This window comes from Brachyspira hampsonii 30446 (genome assembly GCF_000316195.1).
Lineage (GTDB): Bacteria > Spirochaetota > Brachyspiria > Brachyspirales > Brachyspiraceae > Brachyspira > Brachyspira hampsonii_C.
Genome location: NZ_JH994111.1, coordinates 1,406,056 through 1,421,797, shown reverse-complemented (window position 1 = coordinate 1,421,797; position 15,742 = coordinate 1,406,056). Strand labels below are relative to the sequence as shown.

Annotated in this window: 14 protein-coding genes and 1 riboswitch; of the genes, 9 read left to right on the top strand and 5 right to left on the bottom strand. The window is 29.3% G+C overall.

All coding sequences use genetic code 11. The features are described 5' to 3' along the window. Positions 1-24 precede the first annotated feature (24 nt). The gene (locus A966_RS10910; RefSeq protein ID WP_008725526.1) at positions 25-2,289 is read left to right on the top strand and encodes a methyl-accepting chemotaxis protein; all 2,265 of its coding nucleotides are present in this window, start codon (positions 25-27) and stop codon (positions 2,287-2,289) included. A gap of 3 nt (positions 2,290-2,292) precedes the next feature. On the opposite strand, the gene A966_RS10905 is transcribed toward A966_RS10910, so the two are convergent. The 5 genes from A966_RS10905 to argC form a co-directional block, all read right to left on the bottom strand. Then, a complete protein-coding gene (locus A966_RS10905; RefSeq protein ID WP_008725523.1) occupies positions 2,293-2,850 on the bottom strand; it encodes a DUF4416 family protein in 558 nt (185 codons plus the stop codon). A gap of 85 nt (positions 2,851-2,935) precedes the next feature. Then, positions 2,936-4,174: an aspartate aminotransferase family protein gene (locus A966_RS10900; protein WP_008725520.1), complete on the bottom strand. Its 1,239-nt coding sequence runs from the start codon at positions 4,172-4,174 to the stop codon at positions 2,936-2,938. A 41-nt stretch (positions 4,175-4,215) separates the two neighbouring features. Continuing rightward, on the bottom strand, positions 4,216-5,082 hold the full coding sequence (gene argB / locus A966_RS10895) for an acetylglutamate kinase (protein ID WP_039955760.1): 867 nt from the start codon (positions 5,080-5,082) through the stop codon (positions 4,216-4,218). Between the two features lie 19 nt (positions 5,083-5,101). After that, positions 5,102-6,334 (bottom strand): bifunctional glutamate N-acetyltransferase/amino-acid acetyltransferase ArgJ, encoded by a 1,233-nt coding sequence (gene argJ, locus A966_RS10890; RefSeq protein WP_008725515.1) that lies wholly within the window; start codon positions 6,332-6,334, stop codon positions 5,102-5,104. 297 nt (positions 6,335-6,631) lie between these two features. Further along, the gene (gene argC / locus A966_RS10885; protein WP_008725512.1) at positions 6,632-7,690 is read right to left on the bottom strand and encodes an N-acetyl-gamma-glutamyl-phosphate reductase; all 1,059 of its coding nucleotides are present in this window, start codon (positions 7,688-7,690) and stop codon (positions 6,632-6,634) included. A 433-nt stretch (positions 7,691-8,123) separates the two neighbouring features. Between argC and A966_RS10880 the strand changes: the two genes are divergently transcribed. The 8 genes from A966_RS10880 (at position 8,124) to A966_RS10845 (ending at position 15,736) form a co-directional block, all read left to right on the top strand. Then, complete coding sequence (locus tag A966_RS10880) at positions 8,124-8,756, top strand: MotA/TolQ/ExbB proton channel family protein (protein WP_008725511.1); 633 nt, start codon at positions 8,124-8,126, stop codon at positions 8,754-8,756. 70 nt (positions 8,757-8,826) lie between these two features. Beyond that, positions 8,827-9,765, top strand: coding sequence for an ABC transporter substrate-binding protein (locus A966_RS10875; RefSeq protein ID WP_008725509.1), 939 nt, complete (start codon positions 8,827-8,829; stop codon positions 9,763-9,765). Positions 9,766-9,769: 4 nt separating this feature from the next. Beyond that, positions 9,770-10,777 carry a FecCD family ABC transporter permease gene (locus tag A966_RS10870; protein ID WP_008725506.1) on the top strand — a complete coding sequence of 336 codons (1,008 nt, stop codon included), beginning with the start codon at positions 9,770-9,772 and terminating at the stop codon, positions 10,775-10,777. Positions 10,778-10,783: 6 nt separating this feature from the next. Next, the gene (locus A966_RS10865) at positions 10,784-11,560 is read left to right on the top strand and encodes an ABC transporter ATP-binding protein (protein WP_008725504.1); all 777 of its coding nucleotides are present in this window, start codon (positions 10,784-10,786) and stop codon (positions 11,558-11,560) included. Positions 11,561-11,635: 75 nt separating this feature from the next. Continuing rightward, positions 11,636-11,806: riboswitch (cobalamin riboswitch) on the top strand. A 337-nt stretch (positions 11,807-12,143) separates the two neighbouring features. Continuing rightward, the gene (pduB, locus tag A966_RS10860) at positions 12,144-12,836 is read left to right on the top strand and encodes a propanediol utilization microcompartment protein PduB (protein WP_008725502.1); all 693 of its coding nucleotides are present in this window, start codon (positions 12,144-12,146) and stop codon (positions 12,834-12,836) included. Positions 12,837-12,852: 16 nt separating this feature from the next. Beyond that, a complete protein-coding gene (locus A966_RS10855; RefSeq protein WP_008725500.1) occupies positions 12,853-14,514 on the top strand; it encodes a propanediol/glycerol family dehydratase large subunit in 1,662 nt (553 codons plus the stop codon). Between the two features lie 10 nt (positions 14,515-14,524). Continuing rightward, positions 14,525-15,211, top strand: a complete 687-nt coding sequence (locus A966_RS10850; RefSeq protein ID WP_008725499.1) for a propanediol/glycerol family dehydratase medium subunit — start codon at positions 14,525-14,527, stop codon at positions 15,209-15,211. Between the two features lie 21 nt (positions 15,212-15,232). Then, positions 15,233-15,736 (top strand): diol dehydratase small subunit, encoded by a 504-nt coding sequence (locus tag A966_RS10845; RefSeq protein ID WP_008725498.1) that lies wholly within the window; start codon positions 15,233-15,235, stop codon positions 15,734-15,736. Positions 15,737-15,742: the final 6 nt, after the last annotated feature.

Here is a 15,742-nt window from a genome sequence, read left to right as displayed (position 1 = left end):
AAAAATATACTTCGGAGAGAAAGTATGAAAATATATAGTTTAAGATTTAAAATACCTGTTTTGTTTATAACTGCTATAATTATATCTATATTGCTTAGCGTTGGGGTTGTATTATTTTTTAGTACAAAGGCTATAGATGATGCTGTTGATAGCGGATTTGAATCAACATCTATTTCTTATAAAAATTTAATTAATCTTTGGTTAGAGGATAATTATTCTTCTATGGGAAATTTTATTACCTCTGAATCATTAATAAATTTTTTATTAAATCCTGGGGATGAAACTTTAAAACTTAGAGCTGAAGAAGCTTTGAAGTATTTCAAGACTTCAAAAAATTCATTCATCAATTTTATATTATTAGATTTAAATGGAAATGCTATAATAGATTCTGAGAATGGCATTCTTAATAATGTAACTATGGATAGAAATGATGAAGGTTGGAAGGCTTTTGTATCTGGCGGATATAATTTAGGAGGAGAGGCAAGTGTAAGCAAATCAGTTGCTACAGGAAATCCTACTTATAGAGTATGGGCAGGAATAAAAGATAATACAGGCAGAGTTCTAGGGGTATTATCTGGAAATGTAGATTGGGGAGATTTGATTAACGGATACATATTAAATGTGAAAATAGGAGAAAGCGGAAAAATCTCTATAATAGATGGAAATAAAAAAATATTAGCTCATAATGACAAGAATAAAATTTTAACTACAGCAGAAAGTTATCTTCCTTATGACGAGGTTTTAAAAAATAAAAATGGTATTACTCATTATAAGGATATTTCTGATAATCAAAAATATTTAATGTCATACTACAATGTAGATAATACAGATTGGTACATCATAATAACTATTTTACAAAATGAGTTATATTCTTCACTAGGAAAAACTATTATATTCTCTATATTATTTGGAATAGCTATAATAATAATTGTAACTCTTGTTATTGTAGCATTTACAAGAAGATTAACATCTCCTTTAAAAGAGGCTTTGAGATTAGCAAATTTAATATCTGAAGGAGATTTAACTTTTGAGGTAAATAATGAATATTTAGGCAGAAAAGATGAAACAGGAGAATTAATAAAAAGTTTTGATAATATAAAAACATCTATAAGAGATATTATAGATGTAGCTAATTCAAATGTTGCTTTGACTAAGAGGACAGCATATTCTCTATCATATTCAAATAAAGATTTGGCTTCAAGAACTTTGAATCAGGCATCAGATTTAGAAAAGACAGCTGAAGCTACAGAAGAGATATCAAGTACCATAAAGAAAACAGCAGAGAATGCTTCTATTATTAATGATATGATGACAGATGCAAGGACTGCTGTAGAAGAAGCCGGAAGCATTATTGCAGAAACCGCTCAAAATACTAGTCAGGCTTTTGAATATAGTCAAAAGATTAGCGGATTAGTAAAGTTTATTGAAGATATAGCTTTTCAGACTAATATACTGGCTTTGAATGCTTCAGTAGAGGCAGCAAGAGCAGGAGAGCAGGGCAGGGGATTTGCCGTTGTTGCTTCTGAGGTTAGAAATTTGGCACAGACTACTCAAAGTTCTGTTAATAATATCACTTCATTTATTACAGAAAGTAATGATAAGGTAAAAAAAGCAACTGATTCTGCCAATATGTCTAGAACTTTATTTGAAGATATAGAAAGTAAAATTGAAGAAACTACAAAAGTTATTGCTGATATGGCTAATACTACTAAAGAACAGTTAATAGGTATAGATAGTATAAATAGTGCTATGTCTAGTATGGATGCACAAACTCAAGATAATAGTACATTGGTTTCTTCTATGCATGAATCATCTAAAGAACTTGAAGATCAGATGGAGCAGTTGTCCAATGCTATGTCTTTCTTTAAGATTGGTGCTAGAAAATTAGAATGGCTTGATCAGTATTATACTCATAATAAAATTATAGATGGTCAGCATGTAAAAATTATAGAATATGCTAATAAAGTTCATGCTGCTTTATATAATGGTGTAAAAGAAGATGTTGATGAAGCATTTAGAGGTGCTATTGATTACACTAAATATCACTTTGCTGAAGAGCAGAAAATACAGGCTGCACATAAAGATAAATATCATAAAATTAAAGAACATTTTGAAGAACATAGAAGATTTGAAAGAGCTATTGATGATCAATATAAAGCATTTAAATCAAGCAGCGATTGGAAAAAAGTTGCTATTGATTTTGCTGAGCTTCTAGCTAAACTTTTAATAGAACATATCGGTGTATGGGATAAAGAGTTTGTAAGAATAGCCGGAATAAAAGATTCTTAAAAATTATTTCCAATTAGAACCAAATGGAGAGCTTTCTATAAGTCTATTGTAGAAAAGCTCTCTTATTTTATTTAAAAACCTTTTTGTTTCATCGCTTGAATAATCAGCATAAGTCCATTCTAATTCAGTATATCCTTTTTTCTTTTTATATATGAGAGTTAAATCTGCAAATACTCCTTCTTTTAAATATATCCTATGCGTAAAGTTTTTATTTGTAACTAGAATAAAATTTTCCAAAGTCAATATTGCAGGATCTATATTAATTTTTCTTCTATTGTTTTCATCTGAATATTCTTTTTCTATATTATCTGTTATTTTTTTTACATCACTTATGTAGTCTCTTTCTATCATATCTTTAAAAACTATAAATCGCTTATTTAGTGATTCACCCATCTCTTCTTTATAATAAACAGAATGCGAAAATAAATATTCATCACTTATAATTTCAATTTCCCCGAAATTATTAATAAGTTTTTCTAATACACAATTATATATATCTATGTCATTATACATTAGTGCAGTAATAAGAACTGCCTTTGATTGTTTTAATACTTTACTCATAATAATATATTATATTATTTTTTTTATTATTGCTAATAAAATTAATTATAATGCACTTTTATTTTATAAAAACAAAATTATATTATTATCCTATACATTCACAAAGTATAGAAACCGCTTTCTCTAATTCTTTTTCTGTTATTGTAAGAGGAGGAAGAAGTCTTATTTTTGTTTTGGCAGTTAATGGAATAGCACCTTTAGATATACATTTTTCTACTATTTCTTTGGCATTCAAACCTTCTTTAAGTTTTATTCCTAGCATTAAACCTATACCATCAACACTTTCTACATTATCAAGTTTCATTAATTTATCTTTTATATACTTTGATTTTTTACTTACTTCTTTTAATAGGTCTTTGTTTATGATATTTAATACTTCCAAAGCACTGCTTGCCACTATAGGATTAGCACCAAATGTAGAACCATGATCTCCATTATTAAATACATCAGAACATTTTTTACCCATAAGTATTGCCCCTATAGGAAGTCCTCCACCTAAACCTTTAGCTAATGTAGTTATGTCTGGTTTTATACCGAAATGCTCTGAGCATAAAAATTTACCTGTTCTTCCAACTCCAGTTTGTACTTCATCAACTATAAAAAGTATATCATTTTCTTCGCAGTATTTATGTACTTTCTGCACATATTCCTTATCAAGAGGTATAACTCCGCCCTCTCCCTGTATAAGTTCAAGCATTATAGCACAAGCATTATCTTTTAATTTTGAAACAGTATCTTCATAATTGTTTGCCTCTGCAAATGAAAATCCTTCCAAAAATGGAAAAAAGTAATTATGAAAAACTTCCTGACCTGTAGCAGATAGTGTAGCCATAGTTCTGCCATGAAAAGAGTTTTTTAATGTTACTATTTTATTTCTTTTATATTCTTTATCATTATTGGCGTATTTATCAAAAGAGTATTTTCTTGCACATTTTATAGCAGCTTCATTAGCCTCAGCACCAGAATTGCAGAAAAATACTTTATCATATTTTGTTATAGTACATAGTTTTTTAGCTAAATCAATATAAGGTTTTGTATAGTACAAATTAGAAGTATGCTGAAGAGTTTTTAGCTGATTAGCTACAGCATTAATCCAGCTTTTATTACCATATCCTATGCTATTAACCCCAATTCCGCTTCCTAAATCAATATATTCTTTTCCTTCAATATCTTTTAATTTAGCACCGCTTCCAGATTCTAAAACCAAATCAAATCTGGCATAAGTATTAGCAACATATTTTTTACTGTTATTTATATATTCTTTTTTTAGTTTTGACTTTTCATTATTTTCAGTATTTTGTTTATTTGTTTTTTTGCATGGCATATTTTTACCCTCATTTTTATTTTATTTACTCATTACTATTTTTAGTCTTTATAAAACATAGTTCCTATACCTTCATCGGTAAACATTTCTATTAACAAGGAATGACATAATCTTCCGTCTATTATAAATACTTTTGATACTCCATTTTCAACTGCATCTATACAATGCTTAACTTTAGGTATCATTCCTCCTGATATAGTACCGTCTTTTATTAAATTATCTATATCTTTAATATTTATCTGATTTATTAAAGAGCTTTCATCATCTTTATTTTTTAAAAGTCCCGGAGTATCTGTCATATATATTAAGGTTTCTGCTTTGAGGCTTTCTGCTATTTTAGCAGCGGCAGTATCAGCATTGATATTATATACATTTCCTTCATTGTCGCATCCTATAGTTGCAACTATTGGAATATATTTATTTGTTATAATTGTATTTAATAAATCCGTATCCACTTCATCAACATCACCTACAAATCCTAAATCATCATCTCCTTTGTATTTACTTACTTTAAACATACCTCCGTCAATACCGCATATACCTAAACATTTACCGCCTGAGTTTTCAAGAGAAGCCACTAAATCTTTATTAACCTTTCCAGCAAGCACCATTTTTACTACTTCTGCAGTTTCTTTATCAGTATATCTAAGTCCGTTTATGAATTTAGATTCTTTGCCTATTTTATTGAGTACCGCAGTGATATCTTTACCGCCGCCATGAACCACTATAACCTTTATACCAACTGTAGATAAAAGTGCAACATCAGTCATAACTTTCTTTTTTAATTCTGGATTTTCCATAGCACTTCCGCCGTATTTTATAACAACGGTTTTTCCTGTGTATTTTTGTATATAAGGAAGAGCCTGATTTAATATAAACGCTTTATCTCTATTTGAAATATTTTCCATTTTTATTTCCTTTATATTATTAACTTCTGTAAGAGCCATTAATTTTTACATAATCATAAGTTAAATCACAGCCCCAAGCAACAGCCTTACTTGTACCAGAGTTCATATCTATTGTAATTTTTATCTCATCTTCTTTTAATATTTTCAAAGCCTCTTCTTCGCTGAACTCTACCCCGTATCCGTCTTTATAAACATTCATCTCGCCGTATTTAGAACCTACATTAATAGATACTTTATTAATATCAAAATCAGCGTCTTCTGTATACCCTATAGCACATGAAATTCTTCCCCAATTCATATCGCATCCGAACATAGCAGCTTTTACTAAATTTGAAGTGATTACAGATTTTGCTATTTTTCTAGCTAATTTCATATCGATTGCATTTATAACTTCGCATTCTATTAATTTTGTAGCACCTTCTCCGTCTTTAGCCATCTGTTTTGATAAATAAGTATTTGTCATATTTAATGCTTTACAAAATATTTTATAATTATCATCTTCTTTATCTATTATATTATTTTGAGCTTCTCCATTAGCAAGCACTACGCACATATCATTAGTAGAAGTATCTCCGTCAACACTAATCATGTTATATGTAGATTTAACATCCTCGCTTAAAGCCTTTTGCAACATTTCACTTGTAATATTGCAGTCTGTAGTTACAAATGCAAGCATGGTAGCCATATTAGGGTGAATCATACCGCTTCCTTTTGACATACCTCCGATATGAACTTTTTTTCCGTCTATTTCAAATTCATAAGCAATTTCTTTCATAGTTGTATCTGTAGTCATTATGGCTGCTGCTGCATTTTGAGCATGCTCTTTAGAATGTCCTAAATTATCTATTAATACTTTCATATTTTTTTGTATAGGCTCTATATTAAGAGGAACTCCTATAACACCTGTAGAAGCAACTGCTACATTTTTTTCATCAATACCCAATACATCAGCTGCGAGTTTACACATTTCCTTTGCCTTTTCAACTCCGTCTTTATTGCAGGTATTAGCATTTCCAGAATTGCATATAACTGCTTTTGCTTTACCATCTTTTAAATGCTCTTTGCTTACAATGATATTTGCTCCGCATACTTTATTTTGTGTATAAACAGCGGCTGCTGAACATAAACTTTCACTATAAATTATTGCTAAATCTTTTTTTTCACTATTCTTTTTTATACCAGCATGTACTCCATTTGCTTTGAAACCTTTAGCAGAACATACACCGCCTTCAATTTGTTTAATGTTTGTCATCTATTTAATCTCCTATTGTTGCTAGCTATAAACTCGCTTTTAATCATCTGACAACTTCCTTCGTCAGTTATCAGATGCTCGTTTATAGCGTTAAAATTATTTTATTATTGTTGCTAGCTATAAACTTACTTTTAATCATCTGACAATTTCCTTCGTCGCTTATCAGATGTTCGTTTATAGCGTTAAAATTATTTTATTATTGTTGCTAGCTATAAACTCGCTTTTAATCATCTGACAATTTCCTTCGTCGGTTATCAGATGCTCGTTTATAGTTTTAAGTTAATCCAACTAATTATATTAAAAAGCTGGAGGAATAAAATTAAGTCCTTCATCTTCTTTTAGGCCTAATGCTATATTCATGTTTTGTATTGCCTGTCCTGCTGCTCCTTTTACCATATTATCTATTGCCGATACTATTATTAATTTATTTGTTCTGCTGTCAATATGCAAAGATATATCACAGTAGTTTGAATATTTAACATATTTTAAATTTGCTGTCTCTCCAATATTAAGCACTCTTACAAATGATGAATCTTTATAAAACTCTTTATAAATATTATGTATATTTTCTAATGTATCATTTTTATTTTCTAATTTGGCATATATTGTTGAAACTATTCCTCTATTTAATGGAAGCAAATGAGGTACAAAAGTTACTTTTATATCTTCTCCGTATATATTTGATAATGTCTGTTCTATTTCCGGAGTATGTCTATGTTCTGCGATTTTATACGGTGCAAATGCTTCATTACATTCTGTAAAGTGAGTATTTAATTTTAATTCCCGTCCTGCACCTGTAGCACCTGATTTAGAATCGATTATAATATCATCTTTTATTATCAATTTATTCACCAAAGCAGGAGCCAATGCTAAGCCTATAGAAGTAGGATAGCAACCAGGATTTCCTATAATTTTTGCATTCTTTAATTCTTTTTTACCGTATACATTATCATATTTAATTATTTCTGGTATTGAATATATTGCTTCTTTATGAAGATTTTTATATTTATATTCTTTGCCGTACCATTTTTTATAATCTTCTTCATCTTCCAATCTAAAATCAGCACCTAAATCTATAAACAAAATATTTTTTTCAAAACATTTATTTGCAATATCATCGCTTAAACCTGCAGGAAGTGAAGCAAATAGAACATCGGTATCTTCAAATATTTCATTTTCATCTAATAATAGTTTATCTAAGTTTTTATTTAAATTGGGATATACTTCATTTATACTTTTTCCTACAAAACTTTTTGAAGATAAATTTTTTAATTCTACTTTGCTATGAGATAATAATAATCTTATTAATTCTGCACCTGCATATCCTGTAGCACCTATAACAGATACTTTTATCATATAAAACACTCCTATAATAATATTTATAAAGAATAATATATAATTGCTTTTATTTTTGAGAAATTTATTTTAATATGTGAATGAAATGAATGGAGGCTTAACGCCTTGAGAGATAATTTTTTATATAAAAAACTATATTATACATTTTTATTTTTCCTAAAACTGTTTAATATTTGCATATTATTATACTATTGATAATAAAAAAGTCAAGAATTTTTATAAATAAAAAATCATAGTTAAATACTATTTAAAATTATTATTTAAGATAAATTATAATATGTTACGAATTATATTTTCTAGTTTAAATATTAAAAATGCTTATTATTAAATGTAAATTTAATTTTATATTGAAGAATATTTCTATTGATTTTTTATATTCTTACAATTATAATGTTTTAACAAATAATGACATTTTAATGAGGCATTTATATATATGAATGGTATATTCGGTTCTGAAAGTCTTTTAAATTCAGCTATGATGGTTTGTTGGATAGGACTTTTAATATCCTCAATATTGGGATTAACAATAATAATTGACAGATTTATTTATTTTACTAGAATAAAATCTCAGGATAATTCATTGGCTCCTAAACTTATTTCTTTAATAAAAGATAAAGAATTAAAAGCTGCAATTGCCTTATGCGAAACATCAAAATCTCCTTTGGCAAATATTGTGATGTCAGGACTTAAAAATTCTGATATGCCTAAAGAAGCTATGCAAAGTGCCTCCAATAAAGAACTCCCAAGACTTGAAAGATTTATTTCGGCTCTTTCAACAATATCAACAGTAGCCCCATTGCTTGGACTTTTAGGTACTATTCTTGGTATGATACAATCCTTTGCTGTAATATCAGTTGCTGGAAGCGGAAACCCTTCTGCTTTGGCTTCAGGTATTGCTAATGCTCTTCTTACTACTGCAGCAGGACTTATTATTGCTATACCTACTGTGGTATTTTATAACTATTTTGTAAATACTCTTAATGAAAGAATTTTATTTATAGAAAATTTATCAAATGAAGTTTCAGATTATATAATAAATGAAAGCAATATTAAAACAGAAAATTAATAATTGACAATAACTATTCTTTGATTTATACTTCTGCAGTTAAAATATTTTTTAATTAAAGAAGTTTTTTATGAAAACAGTTAGAATATTTTTATTTGCTTTTTTTAGTATATTTTTATTTTCATGCAGTAATGCAGATACAAATAATAAAAACTTATCTATAAAAGATAGGGCAGGAAATGAAATTGTTGTGCCTGAAAAAATAGAAAATATAGCATGTTTGTCTCCTTCCGTCACAGATGTTATATTGGCATTAGGGCTTGCAGATAAGATAACAGCTTCTGATTCTACTTCAATAGAAATTTTACAGACTAATAATATTGATGTATCAAATATAGCAGCTTTCGATATGCTTAATCCTGATTCAGAAAAAATGATAGCTATGAGACCTGATATTATTTTTGTTAATACTTTCAGTGTATTTTCAGGAAAAAACTCATTAGATTCTATAAAGGCTTCAGATATATGTGTTGCTGTTATACCAAATAGCTATACTATAAAATCTATAGAAGATGATATAACTTTTTTGGGCGATGTTTTGAATAAAAGTGATGAAGCTTCTAATATTATAAGTATTATGGACAAAAATATAGAAAATATTAGAGCTATAGGTGAAAGCATACAAAATAAAAAGAAAGTTTATTTTGAAATAGCGGCTTTGCCTAATTTATATTCATTCGGAACTAATGTTTATTTAGATGATATGATAAATATTATAGGGGCGTCGAATATATTTTCTGATAAAAATTCTTGGATAACTACTACTGAAGAAAATGTATTATTTTCTAATCCTGATATAATATTTACAAGCGTTCACTATATAGATAATCCTACAGAAGAAATATTAAGCCGTGAATCTTGGCAGAATATAAATGCTGTAAAAAATAAAGATGTATACTATATAGTTTCAGGTTCATTGCCTACGCATAATATTGTAAATGCTTTAATTATGATGGCTAAATATGCTTATCCTAATGAATACAAAGATATTGAAGCAATTAGGAATTAGTATAATGATTAAAAAAGTTATAATAATTTTGCTTTTAGTTATTATTTCTACTGTATTATCAATATGTATAGGAAGCGTATTTATACATCCAAAAGAAGTATTTGTAATTTTATTATATAAATTTTTTAATTTCGAGATTATGAATATAAATAAAATAAATGCTGATATTATAGGTATTAGACTTCAGCATTCTATATTATCATTATTTGTAGGAGCTTCATTATCTATAACAGGTGTTGTTATACAGTCAATACTAAGAAATCCATTAGCCTCTGCATATAATTTGGGTATATCATCAGGGGCAGGTCTTGGGGCTGCATTGATTATAATTATGAGTGTATCTTTTAATCAATATTTGTTTATAGGTGTATCAATGATGTTTGCTTTTATCACTATATTATTTATATTATTTATCTCAAACAGGATAGATAAATATATGAGCAATAATTCTATAATACTTGCCGGAATTGTTATATCATTGTTTCTAAGTTCTTTAATGAGTTTTTTATCATATATGTTTCCTAAATATTCAAATCAAATAATACTTTGGCAGCTTGGAAGTTTATTTGTGAGAAATAAATTGGATATTTTAATAATAATATTTATGACTTTAATATCATTGCTTATTCTTATGAAATACTCAAGCGTATTAGATATAATGACATTTGGAGATGAAACTAGCTTATCACTTGGCATAAATGTTAAGAATATGAGAATATTTTTTATATTAATTTCATCATTTATAACAGCCGTTTTGGTAGCATTTACGGGTATAATAGGTTTTATAGATTTAGTGTCTCCTCATGTAGCAAGAAAAATATTCGGAGCCAAGCATATAGTTGTACTTCCTATGTCTGCTTTAATTGGAGCATTAATATTGAATGTTTCTGATATATTTTCAAGGATTATAGTTCAAGGAGCTAATATTCCAATAGGTATTGTTACTGCAGTTATAGGGGCACCTTTCTTTTTGTATGTTTTTATATCTAGCAGCAATATGAAAGGAATGTGATTTGTTATGAATGATATTAGTAAAATAAATAAAATGGTTGAAGTTAAAAATTTATCTTTAAGTTATTCAAATAAGAAAAAAGTTTTGAGTAATATATATTTTGATGTCAATTCAAATGAAAGTTTATGTATTATAGGACCTAATGGATGCGGAAAAAGCACTTTGTTAAAATCTCTATGTAAGATAATAGATTTCGATGATGGAGAAATACTTATTAATAATGAAGATATAAAAAAAATAGATGCTTATAAAACTATAGCAATGATGAGTCAGATGTCTGTTATATATTTTGGATATACAGCTTATGATACTATAATGATGGGAAGATATTCAAGCTATAAGGATAAACTTTTATCAGTGCCAAGTAAAGAGGATAAGGAGTTTGTAATTTATTATATGGAAAAATTAAAAATAATGCATTTGAAAGATAAATTGATAACAGAACTTTCAGGCGGTGAATTACAGAGAATATTTTTAGCTAGAACTTTAGTTCAAGATCCAAGTATAATACTTATGGACGAGCCTACTAATCATTTGGATTTAAATAGCCAAATAGAATTAATTTATAATTTGAAAGAGTGGGTAAAAAATGGAAAGAGATGTATTATAGCGGTTCTTCATGATATAAATGCTGCTTTGAATTTTGCAGATAAATTATTGATTTTAAAAAACGGAAGTTCTATGTATTTCGGAAATATAGATAATTTTGATATGAGATTATTAAATGATGTTTATGATATAAATGTAATTGAATATATGACTAATTCTTTAAAAAGATGGTAATTTTGTTTTATTTTTTGATAATGTTTCAAATTAATTATAATTTTGTATAAATTAAAACTTGATTTATTATATTTTTTTTATTATAATGTATATGTATATTGAAGGAAATAGGTCAGAATCCTATACTAGCCCGTAGCCGTATTCAGTAGCGAACCCTAGTTAACCATTGTTGCCTATTGAGGTGATGAGAAGGTAGGATGTAGAAAGCTGTAAGTCGGAATATTTCAATATATAGTTTATTTTTCTGTCGAGGAGCATGGAATGGAAATCTTTTTATAGTAATTTTTTTTCACAATTATTAATTAATTCAAAATTATTCTAATTTGTTTAATTAAATAAATTAATTCACATATTGTTTCAAATTATTGAAATTTTTTCATTTTTTTAAAAAAGTGATTTCTTTTTGTTGACAATAGTATTTCATTGTTTATACTATTATGTATAGCAATGACTTATTGTATATTTTTTTGATAATTTTCTATTTTTCGTTTCAAATTTACTCTTAATATATATTAATTCATTGACTTGTATTAAAAAAATAAAACTATTAATTGTATTTTATTATTTTTAAGGAGGAATTTTTATGAGTAGAGCAATAGAGTTTGTAGGAACTGCTATAGGAGATACTATAGGTCTTGTTATTGCTAATGTAGATAAAAGTGTATTGGAGAAAATGAATTTTGAAACAAAATATCGTTCTATTGGTATTATAGGAGGAAGAACAGGAGCAGGTCCGCATATATTGGCAGCAGATGAGGCAGTAAAAGCTACTAATACTGAAATTGTTTCTATACAATTAGCTCGCGATACTAAAGGCGGTGCAGGTCATGGTAATTTAATTATATTCGGTTCAGATGATGTTTCAGATTCAAGACGCGCGGTTGAGGTTGCTTTAAAAGATTTGGACAGAACTTTCGGAGATGTTTACGGAAATGAGGCTGGACATATAGAGCTTCAGTACACTGCTAGAGCTAGTTATGCCTGCAACAAAGCATTTGGTGCCCCAATAGGTAAGGCTTTTGGAATTTGTGTTGGTGCTCCTGCTGCTATAGGTGTAGTTATGGCAGATACTGCAGTTAAAGCTGCTAATGTAGAAGTTGTTGGATATGCTTCTCCGGCAAACGGCACTAGTTTTTCAAATGAGGTTATATTACAAATATGCGGTGATTCAGGAGCTGTTAGACAGGCTGTAATAGCTGCTAGAGAAATAGGCTGCGAATTATTGGGTACTTTAGGTTCTACACCTAAAAATGACAGACCGTCATATATAATTTAATTATTAGGAGAAGCTCATGAAATCTAAAAGATTTGAAATATTAAGAAACAGACCAGTAAATCAGGACGGATTTGTTGGCGAATGGCCTGAAGTTGGTCTTATAGCTATGGACGGACCTAATGATCCTAAACCTAGCATTAAAATAGTAAATGGTAAAATAGTTGAGCTTGATGGTAAAAAGGCTGAAGATTTTGATTTTATAGATACATTTATAGCTAATTATTCTATAAATATTGAGAATGCTGAAAAAGCTATGAATATTGACTCTAAAAAAATAGCTCTTATGCTATGCGATCCTAATGTACAAAGAAGTGAAATAATTCCTATAACAACATCTATAACTCCTGCTAAAATATCAGAAGTTATGAGCTGTATGAATGTTGTTGAAATGATGATGGCTTTGCAGAAAATGAGAGCAAGAAAAACTCCTTCCAATCAATGCCATGTAACTAATGTAAAAGATAATCCAATACAAATAGCAGCAGATGCGGCAGAAGCAGCTGTTAGAGGTTTTGATGAAGAAGAAACTACAGTAGGTATAGTTCGTTATGCTCCTTTTAATGCTTTAGGCTTATTGGTAGGTGCTCAGGTTGGAAGACCAGGTATACTTACTCAATGTTCATTAGAAGAGGCTACTGAATTGCTGCTAGGTATGAGAGGATTAACTTGTTATGCAGAAACAATATCAGTATACGGAACAGAAAGAGTATTTACAGACGGAGATGATACACCATATTCTAAAGCTTTCTTAGCTTCATCTTATGCATCACGCGGTTTAAAAATGCGTTTTACTTCTGGTACAGGAAGTGAAGTACAAATGGGATATGCTGAAGGTAAATCTATGCTTTATTTGGAAGCTAGATGTGTATTCATCACTAAAGGTGCCGGAGTACAAGGTTTGCAAAATGGTTCTATAAGCTGTATAGGTGTTCCGGGCGGAGTTCCTAGCGGTATCAGAGCAGTTTTGGCTGAAAACCTTATTACAGAATGTTTGGATTTGGAAGTTGCTTCCGGTAATGACCAAACTTTCTCTCACTCAGATATAAGAAGAACAGCAAGAATGTTAATGCAGTTCCTTCCTGGTACTGATTTTATATTCTCTGGTTATAGTTCTACTCCTAACTATGACAATATGTTTGCAGGTTCTAACTTTGATGCTGAAGACTTTGATGATATCAATGTATTACAAAGAGACTTGAAAGTTGACGGCGGATTAAGACCTGTAAAAGAAGAAGAAATAATAGCTGTTAGAAATAAAGCTGCAAGAGCTATGCAGGCTATATTTGCTGATTTGGGATTCCCAGAAATCACAGATGAAGAAGTAGAAGCTGCAACTTATGCACATGGAAGTAAAGATATGCCGGATAGAAATGTTGTAGAAGATTTAAAAGCAGCACAAAGCATACTTACTAATGGAATAACAGGTTTAGATATTGTTAAAGCTTTATATAGAAAAGGCTTTGAAGATGTTGCTCAAAGTGTTTTGAATATGTTAAAACAACGCGTTGCTGGAGACTATTTGCATACTTCTGCTATCATTGATAGAAACGGTTATGTTATTAGTGCTGTTAATGATGTTAATGATTATCAGGGTCCTGGTACAGGTTATCAAATAAATAAAGAGCGTTGGGAAGAGATTAAAAATATTCCTAATGCTATTAGCCCAGATTCTATTTAAGGAGTAAGTAATGAATATAGATGAAAAAACTCTAAAATTGATAGTTAGCGAAGTTATAAAAAATATTAATAGTCAAAATAATAATACAAGCAGCAGTACTTCTGTAAGTTCCAATCCGAATCCTAATGTAAGTACTAATCATCAGGCTCCTCCTCCTCTTAATTTCAAAGAGCTTGGAAAAGCTGAAGTTGGTAAAAATAAATCTGAAGTAGTAATAGGTTTAGCTCCTTCTTTCGGACTTCATCAGACTGAAACTATAGTTCATATACCGCATTCTCAAGTATTAAGAGAATTAATAGCTGGTATAGAAGAAGAAGGATTAAAGGCACGTATATTGCGTTTCTTGCATACATCAGATGTATCATTTATAGCCAATGCAGCTGCCAAATACAGCGGTTCTGGAATAGGTATAGGAATACAGTCTAAAGGTACTACAGTTATACACCAAAAAGATTTGCTTCCTTTAAGTAATGTTGAATTATTTCCTCAGGCGCCTCTTTTGGATTTGCCTACTTTCAGAGCTATAGGTAAAAATGCTGCTAAATATGCTAAAGGAGAATCTCCAACTCCTGTTCCTGTTCGTAATGATCAGATGGCTCGTCCTAAATATCAGGCAATTGCAGCTTTGCTTCATATAAAAGAAACTGAACATGTTGTAGACAATGCTGATCCTATAGAACTATCAATTTCATTATAATAATTTATAAGGAGATAAAATATGGATGAACAACTTTTAGAAAAAATGATAAAAGAAATAGTTAGCAATATTAGTAATACAAGCAATTCAAAAAATATTTCTAATAGCAGTGTTGAGGTTAGTGCCAAAGATTATCCTTTAGGTTATAATAGAAAAGATTTAATAAAAACTTCTACAGGAAAAAGTTTAGATGATATTACATTAGATGCTGTAATGAATGACAGAGTAGGACCTAATGATGTTCGTATTACCGCTGAAACTTTGGAATATCAGGCAAAGATTGCAGAGTCTGTAGGAAGAAAAATATTTGCTATGAATTTGAGAAGAGCTGCTGAATTGACAAGAATAAGCGATGACAGAATATTAGAGATATATAATGCTTTAAGACCTTTCAGATCAACTAAGGCAGAATTAATTGCTATAGCTGATGAACTTGAAAATAAGTATTCAGCTACAATATCTGCTTCTTTGGTTAGAGAGGCTGCTGAAGTTTATGAGAAGAGAGATCGTTTAAGAAGAAAATAATAATTT

Excerpts from the sequence above, each read along its gene's own strand:
- argC (WP_008725512.1), bottom strand. The coding sequence starts at position 7,690 with ATGATAAAAGTATCTGTTATAGGTGCTACAGGATATGCAGGTGCAGAA.
- argB (WP_039955760.1), bottom strand. The coding sequence starts at position 5,082 with ATGGAAAATATTTCAAATAGAGATAAAGCGTTTATATTAAATCAGGCT.
- A966_RS10870 (WP_008725506.1), top strand. The coding sequence starts at position 9,770 with ATGATTAAAAAAGTTATAATAATTTTGCTTTTAGTTATTATTTCTACT.
- A966_RS10905 (WP_008725523.1), bottom strand. The coding sequence starts at position 2,850 with ATGAGTAAAGTATTAAAACAATCAAAGGCAGTTCTTATTACTGCACTA.
- A966_RS10865 (WP_008725504.1), top strand. The coding sequence starts at position 10,784 with ATGAATGATATTAGTAAAATAAATAAAATGGTTGAAGTTAAAAATTTA.
- A966_RS10910 (WP_008725526.1), top strand. The coding sequence starts at position 25 with ATGAAAATATATAGTTTAAGATTTAAAATACCTGTTTTGTTTATAACT.
- A966_RS10850 (WP_008725499.1), top strand. The coding sequence starts at position 14,525 with ATGAATATAGATGAAAAAACTCTAAAATTGATAGTTAGCGAAGTTATA.
- pduB (WP_008725502.1), top strand. The coding sequence starts at position 12,144 with ATGAGTAGAGCAATAGAGTTTGTAGGAACTGCTATAGGAGATACTATA.
- argJ (WP_008725515.1), bottom strand. The coding sequence starts at position 6,334 with ATGACAAACATTAAACAAATTGAAGGCGGTGTATGTTCTGCTAAAGGT.
- A966_RS10900 (WP_008725520.1), bottom strand. The coding sequence starts at position 4,174 with ATGCCATGCAAAAAAACAAATAAACAAAATACTGAAAATAATGAAAAG.
- A966_RS10845 (WP_008725498.1), top strand. The coding sequence starts at position 15,233 with ATGGATGAACAACTTTTAGAAAAAATGATAAAAGAAATAGTTAGCAAT.
- A966_RS10880 (WP_008725511.1), top strand. The coding sequence starts at position 8,124 with ATGAATGGTATATTCGGTTCTGAAAGTCTTTTAAATTCAGCTATGATG.
- A966_RS10875 (WP_008725509.1), top strand. The coding sequence starts at position 8,827 with ATGAAAACAGTTAGAATATTTTTATTTGCTTTTTTTAGTATATTTTTA.
- A966_RS10855 (WP_008725500.1), top strand. The coding sequence starts at position 12,853 with ATGAAATCTAAAAGATTTGAAATATTAAGAAACAGACCAGTAAATCAG.